4 protein-coding genes are annotated in these 5,003 nt (G+C 72.8%); all 4 read right to left on the bottom strand.

All coding sequences use genetic code 11. The annotated features are described in order from the left end of the window. A partial coding sequence (locus PSH25_RS27845; protein ID WP_372492864.1) for an MFS transporter occupies positions 1-662 on the bottom strand: 662 nt, incomplete at its 3' end. A gap of 82 nt (positions 663-744) precedes the next feature. Further along, positions 745-2,349: a flavin monoamine oxidase family protein gene (locus tag PSH25_RS27840; protein WP_238661860.1), complete on the bottom strand. Its 1,605-nt coding sequence runs from the start codon at positions 2,347-2,349 to the stop codon at positions 745-747. Between the two features lie 232 nt (positions 2,350-2,581). Beyond that, positions 2,582-3,286, bottom strand: coding sequence for a UdgX family uracil-DNA binding protein (locus PSH25_RS27835; protein WP_238661859.1), 705 nt, complete (start codon positions 3,284-3,286; stop codon positions 2,582-2,584). A gap of 316 nt (positions 3,287-3,602) precedes the next feature. After that, positions 3,603-4,943 carry an aminotransferase class I/II-fold pyridoxal phosphate-dependent enzyme gene (locus tag PSH25_RS27830; protein WP_238661858.1) on the bottom strand — a complete coding sequence of 447 codons (1,341 nt, stop codon included), beginning with the start codon at positions 4,941-4,943 and terminating at the stop codon, positions 3,603-3,605. Positions 4,944-5,003: the final 60 nt, after the last annotated feature.

The following is a 5,003-nucleotide window of genomic DNA, read 5'->3' as shown; positions in this document are numbered from 1 at the left end:
GGCGCGTCGACCGCCGCGAGCCGCCGCGCGGTGAGCAGCGGGTCGGGCCGGAGCAACCCGAGGAGTACGACGGCAGCCAGCACGAACGCGGCCGCGCTGAACGCGAACGGGCCCGCCAACGGGGGCAGCCCCCAGCCGGTGGTGACCCGGTCGGCCAGCGCGGCGAAGTTCGGCGCGGCCACCGCACCGATGGTGGTGGCCCAGACGATCAGGGAGAGCTGCCGCCCCCGGCGGGCCGGCTCGGCGAGATCCACGGCCGTGTAGCGGGCCTGCAGGTTCGCGGCGGTGCCCCCGCCGAAGAGCAGCATGCCGAGGAAGAGCAGCGGCACCCAGCGGGTGGCCGCGGCCAGCACCACCAGCACGCCGCCGACAGCGCCGACCGCGTACCCCAGCACCAGGCCCGGTCGGCGACCGTGCCGCGCCATGATCCGGGTGACCGGGACGGCGAGCAGCGCGGCACCGACCACCCCGGCGCTCTGCGCGACACCCGCCACCGCGGTCCCGGCGACCCGCGCCGCGAGCAGCGCGCCCACGGAGATGCCGATGGTCACGCCGATCCCGCCGATGATCTGGGTGGTGAAGAGCAGCCGCAGGGTACGCCGCTGGATCGACGCGACGTCGGGTCGGGCGGCGGTACGCGGCACGGTCAGGTCGGTCGCCATCGGCGCTCCTCAGGAAGGGGGTGACCCATCCTCGCGCACCCGCCCCGACCAGCGGCAGTGGGTTTCGCCGGAGCGGGGTCGGTCAGCCGGCCATCACCCGCTGGTGCAGCGCGGAGACCGCCGAGCGCGCCGCCACGAACGCGCCGTGCTGCCAGGCCACCTCGTGGCTGAGCCAGTCCCCCGCGAAGTAGACCCGCCCGGCCGGCTGGAGCAGCAGGTTGTAGCCGGGCGTGCCGTACCGGGGTGACGTCCAGGCGCCCTCGATGTAGCGGGTCCGGTCCCAGGCGTGGGAGTACGAGCTGACCAGCTCACTGCGGTACTTGTCACCGTGGATCTTCACACCCTGGCTGATCGCGCGCTCGCTGCGCTGCTCCGGCGTGAGCCCGCTGTACGCCCTGGCGTTCGCCCCGGTGTTGTAATAGCCGACGACCAGGCCGCGCTTCCCGTGGAAGCCGTAGGACGGGTACCAGATGTGCGACAGGTCCAGGTCGGTCTCGGTGATGCCGCCGTAGATCCGCTGATCGGTCTCCCACCAGCGGCTGCGGTATTCCAGGCCGATCTTTCCGGAGGCGGTGACCGGGAAGTCGGCCAGCGCCGCGGTCACCGCCGTGCCGAGATTGTGCGGTACGCGGGCCATCAGGTGCGGCGGTAGCGCCGCCACGCAGTAGTCGGCGCTGATCTGCGACTCCCGGCCACCCTGCCGGTACGTCACCTCGACCCGACCGCCCCGGTCGGTCACCGCGGTCACCTCGGCGTTGAGTCGGATCCGGTGCGAGCCCACCGCCCGGGCCAGGGCTCGGGGGATCTGGTCCATCCCGCCGACCGGCTGGAACATCAGCATGGCCTGGTCGTAGCCGAACTCGAAGGAGAAGTACCGGCCGATGTTGCTGGCGAACACGTCGGCGAGTGCCGGCGGCGTACCGAGCGGGCTCCCCACGTCGTTGCCCGCGCCCGGGTAGGCGAGGTAGCCGCGACGGTTGGTGCCGGTGTACGCCCAGTCGCTGGTCCGTCCGCCGATCGCACCGAAGCTCTGCAGGAACGACAGCAGCCGGTCACGGTCCTCGGTGGTGAGCCGGGCGTCCAGCGCACCCTGATCGGTGGCCTTGGCGAGCAGTTCCGAGACGTAGCCGTACACGTCGGCCTTGGCGGTGCGGTACCGGACCGGCTCGGTCATCCCGGCGGACTCGTTGTAGATCCAGGCGTCGGCGTTCTGGTTGGTGAAGACCTCGATGGGTACGCCGAGTTCCCGGCAGTAGTCCATCGTGACCATCCACTGTGCGATGCGGCCCGGCCCGGCGTTGAAGTAGACCCCGTCGGAGAAGCTGGCCCGCTGGGTGCGTCCGTCGAGGTCCGTCTCGACGTCGCCGCCCCGGACGGTCAGGTTCCGTCCACCGACGCGGTGCCGCGCCTCAAGGATGGTGCAGTGGTAGCCCGCCTTGCCCAACTCGTACGCCGTGGTGAGCCCGGCGATGCCGCCGCCGAGAACGACCACGCTGGCGCCCGACCGCCCGGTGAGCGTGAAGTCGGACCGCTCCGGCGGCCGGAACGCCGGGGTGACCGACGCCGCCGCGCTGGGGGCCAGCCCCATGGCGCCCATGGTGGCGAGCATCGCTCCGGCACCGCCGCTGATTCCGACCGTACGCAGGAACCCACGCCGGCTGACCATCGACTGCGTCTGATCGCTCATAACGGCCTCCCCTACAAGATCGACTCGCATGAGTCTGCAGAGGATCTGTTACGCGGTACCCGCATCGCCGTTTCCGGCAGGTATCGCCTCGTGGCGCGACCCGGGCGGCACTTTCCGTCGGCTCGGGTCGGGGCAGCTGCGTGTCGCGGCTCGGGTAGGGGCGGCTGTGTTTCGCGGCTCGGGCCGGGGGCTGCGTTTCGCCGGCTCCGGGCAGGGCGGCTGCGGTCGGCGGCTAGCCGGGCAGGGCGCGGGTGACGACGGTGAGGTCGGCGACCAGGCCCTCGTACGCCTTGTCCTGGTCGTCGGCCCGCAGGACGGCGGACGGGTGGATGGTGGCCAGCAGCCGAGCCTGCGGCGCGTCGGCCCGCTTCCCGGCGTTGTCCACCGGCACCTGCTCGAAGTCGGCGGGGTGTTGGGCCGACTCCGGCCAGGGCAGCAGCTCACCCCGCTGCCGGGTGACCCGGAAGGACGGGCCGAGCAGCGCCTTGGCGGCGGTCGCGCCGAGCACCACCACGATCTCCGGACGCAGCCGGGCGAACTCCGCGACCAACCAGGGGCGGCAGGCGGTGATGTGCGTCTGGTCCGGGGTCTGGTGGATCCGCCGCTTGCCGCGCAGCTCGAAGCGAAAGTGCTTCACGGCATTTGTCAGGTACAGGTGACCCGGGTCCAGCCCGGCGTCGTCGACCGCGCGGCGCAGCAGGCGTCCGGCCGGGCCGACGAAGGGCAGCCCCTTCTGGTCCTCCATGTCACCGGGCTGCTCGCCGACCAGCACCACGCGGGCGCTCTCGTCACCCCGGCCGAAGACGGTCTGCGAGGCGTCCCGGTACAGCTCGCAGCCCCGACAGCCGCCCGCGGCGGTGCGCAGGTCGTCGATGGTGTCGGCGTCGGACGGGATGAACCGCTGGGCGCCCGGAGCGCTCCCGGTCTGCTCGGCCATGCCGACTGTTATATACCCGTTCGTTGCTCGCCGCCGGATACGCCCCGGCGCATCGGCGGCTTCGCGTCAGTATCCGTTCCCGCCCCCATCGCCACCGGACGCGATCGCGATCAGCACGATGATGATGATGATGATCGCCACCGCGACCGCGATCCAAATCCCCTTACGAGCCCCACGAGACGCCATGTCCCCCACCTCCGGGCGCCCGCATACCCGTCCCGGCCGTCCCGAATCCCCGCGATATCCACTTTTTCGCCACAAGGTGCACGGGTCCGACATCTTCCTCGACACCACTCGTCAGATCGCGGGAGCGGGGTCAGGTGGGGAAGCCCCGCGAGGGGGGTGGGTTCTCGGCGTGGGCCACGGCGGCGGCCAGGGGGGCCAGGTCGGCGGTGTCCAGGGAACTGACGGTGATGCGCAGGGCGGACGGGGCCGCGATCCGGTAGAGAGCGCCGGGGGCCACCGCCCAGCCGGCGTCGCGGAGCGCGGTCACCGTGCTGGTCTCGTCCGCGATCGGCAGCCAGACGTTGATGCCGCTACGACCGTGTGCGGTCAGGCCGTGCTCGGCCAGCGCGGCGAGCAGCCCTTCGCGCCGCTGCTCGTAGCTCCGCGCCGCCCGCTGCACCAACTCGGCGACCGCCGGGTCCCGCCACAGGGAGAGCACCAGGCGTTGCAGCACGGTGGAGACCCAGCCGGCACCGACCCGGGTACGACCACTCACCCGGGCCACCGTCGTCTCGTCGCCAACAAGCACCGCCAGCCGCAGGTCCGGGCCGAAGGGCTTGCTCACCGAACGGAGGAAGGCCCAACTCGCGGTCGCACCGGCCAGCGGGTGCAGGGGCACGCGGGCCAGTTCGGCCGCGTGGTCGTCCTCGATCAACAGCAGGTCCCGTCGGCCGGCGAGCAGCGCCCGCAGCGCCTCGGCACGGGCCGCCGAGACGGCCGCGCCGGTCGGATTCTGGGCCCGGCTGGTGACGATCAGCGCCCGCGCTCCCGCGGCCAGCGCGCCGGCTACCCCGGCGACCAGCGGCCCCTCGTCGTCCAGCGGTACGCCGATCGGGCGTAGGCCCAGCGCGGCGACCAGATCGAGCAGGTTGGCCCAGCCCGGGTCCTCGACCGCCACCGCGTCGCCGGGACGCAGGTGGGCGCCGAGCAGGCGCTCGATGCCGTCCAACGCACCGCCGGTGAGGGTCAACTCTCCGGCCGGTACGCCGTCGGCGCGCAGCCGGGCGCGGGCCGTCTCGGCCAGTTCGGGCAGCACTCCGGCATCGGAGTAGCCGACCGACGGGCCGCCGTCGGTGGCGAGCGCCGCCAGGTGCGGGCCCAGCGGTGGAAGCAGCCGGGGGTCGGGTTCACCCCGGGACAGGTCCCGGGCACCGGACAACGGTGCGGGGCGCAGCGCGGAGCGGCGGGCGGCCACCGGCGGGCGGGGGCGTACCCGGGTGCCGTGCCGGCCGGCGGTGGCGAGCAGGCCGCGCTGGCGTAGTTCCTGGTAGGCGCGGGCGACGGTGGCCGGGCTGACCCCCAGCTCGGCGGCGAGTGTCCGCACGGGCGGCAGGGCGGCCCCCGGGGACAGGGCGCCGGTGCGGATGCCCGACTCGATGCTGGCCGAAATCTCGACGGCTGTCGTACCGATGAGCTGATAGTGTTCTGACACAAATAAGAGATTGTACTAGAACAAAGAGGCGAGCGCATGGATCCATCCACCGCCCGGACC

Source organism: Micromonospora foliorum, from assembly GCF_022229015.1.
GTDB lineage: Bacteria > Actinomycetota > Actinomycetes > Mycobacteriales > Micromonosporaceae > Micromonospora > Micromonospora foliorum.
The sequence above is the reverse complement of the archived record's forward strand: the minus strand, read 5'-3'. Positions and strand labels throughout refer to the sequence as shown.